At 38.8% G+C, this 1,483-nt stretch carries 2 protein-coding genes and 2 pseudogenes; 1 reads left to right on the forward strand and 3 read right to left on the reverse strand.

All coding sequences use genetic code 11. The features are described 5' to 3' along the window. Positions 1-119 (forward strand): annotated as a pseudogene (locus tag ACO0K1_RS20140) (IS30 family transposase); the annotation flags it as partial. Positions 120-147: 28 nt separating this feature from the next. On the opposite strand, the gene ACO0K1_RS20145 reads toward ACO0K1_RS20140, so the two are convergent. The 3 genes and pseudogenes from ACO0K1_RS20145 to ACO0K1_RS20155 all read right to left on the reverse strand — a co-directional run. Beyond that, positions 148-639 (reverse strand): hypothetical protein, encoded by a 492-nt coding sequence (locus ACO0K1_RS20145; protein WP_423028982.1) that lies wholly within the window; start codon positions 637-639, stop codon positions 148-150. A 106-nt stretch (positions 640-745) separates the two neighbouring features. Then, positions 746-1,222 carry a hypothetical protein gene (locus tag ACO0K1_RS20150; RefSeq protein WP_423028984.1) on the reverse strand — a complete coding sequence of 159 codons (477 nt, stop codon included), beginning with the start codon at positions 1,220-1,222 and terminating at the stop codon, positions 746-748. 143 nt (positions 1,223-1,365) lie between these two features. Then, positions 1,366-1,483: pseudogene (locus ACO0K1_RS20155) on the reverse strand (IS30 family transposase); the annotation flags it as partial.

Genomic DNA, 1,483 nt, shown 5'->3' on the forward strand with positions numbered 1-1,483 from the left:
TTACACAACAGGAGATTGATCACGCCATGAATAGACTGAATAATCGACCAAGAAAAAGATTAGGATACCTTACACCCAATCAGGTATTCTTCAAAAATACGCTTGCACTTCAAAATTGAACTCGCGTTGAGAATCAATGAACAACATTTAATTTAATTTTGGAGAAATATGCTTATCAAATTCCGGCAAATCCGGATCTTGATTCATTTTTGTGCTATTTTTTTCATCTAAAGTCAGTAATTTTGGCAATTTTGGCGGCAATTCACTAACTAACATGTTTGCGTCATAAATTGCCTCAGGAATCTCATTGAATGGAATTCGTTGCCAGCCACTAGCTACCCACCGAAATCCAATATTTGGGGGCGATGGATCACCATAACGATGGCGCTCACGGACAGTCGATGGCATTGCTACCACGTATAAACTGCCATTAAATATATTAACTACCATCGGATAAAGCGATTCATGCCAAACAATTGGCTCCTGACTAATTTGTGGCAAGTTAATGGTCAACCACGCATCCCTGGTTAATAAACCTTGCAATAGTCTTTTTTGTGTGACGACGATTTTCCGACCATCAAGTAACTTGACCTCCTGATCCCAAGTCGTCGTATCTCCAGAACAAGCATTGATCGACATCAGGCATCCCATTAAAAATAAATTTAAAAAATAATTTAGGCATAAAACTATTCGAGTTAATGAATTTCAACTGCTACGAAACAAAATTGGACGATGACTGGATTGATTACGTTTTTGAAAACTTCCGACTTACCTCAAACCCACCCGCGCCAAGAAAGAGAGCGGCCAAAGAAATGCAGTAAATCCATAACCCTACAATTACATAAGCAATCCCGTCATCTCCGACGTTCCGAAACACAAATTCAGTAATAGGACGGCGTATAAAAATGGTCAGAGACGCCATAATTCCTACCACCATCAAAAGGATGCTGATCTTACGAAGCAGGAAAAGAAATTTATTACTTTTAAGCGAATCAAGCGCGTTGCGATAACGAACGACATAAACTAGTCGCCACACAATCAGCAACAACCACATCAAAATTGGCGCAGGTAAAAATCCCCCGCCAGTCATCATGCCAAGCCAACCACTCGCACCAAATAACGAGATAGGCAATATAAAAAATAAACTAAAGCAATAGAGAGTTTTAAGTGCCAAGTTTGCTTGAATCGATCGACTCATTGCTTCATTAAAAATTGAGTCCATAATGATCCCGTTTTACTGTTCAGAAGAATCAACCAAAATATATATAGGTATGAATAGTTCAAAAAAAAATTAATATGAAGCCGCTGCACCTTTAACTCAGTCCATATATCATTAATAAATTGAAATTGTTTTCTTCGGCGGATTCAATTTCGAAGTGCAACCACATGTTGATGCGATTGTAACTGCTTCATAAATACTTGGTGCGGCGTTTTGAAGCCGAGACATTTTCTGGGACGATGATTTAAGCTGTTCATCGCCCAT

Source organism: Undibacterium sp. SXout20W (assembly GCF_049340285.1).
GTDB lineage: Bacteria > Pseudomonadota > Gammaproteobacteria > Burkholderiales > Burkholderiaceae_D > Undibacterium.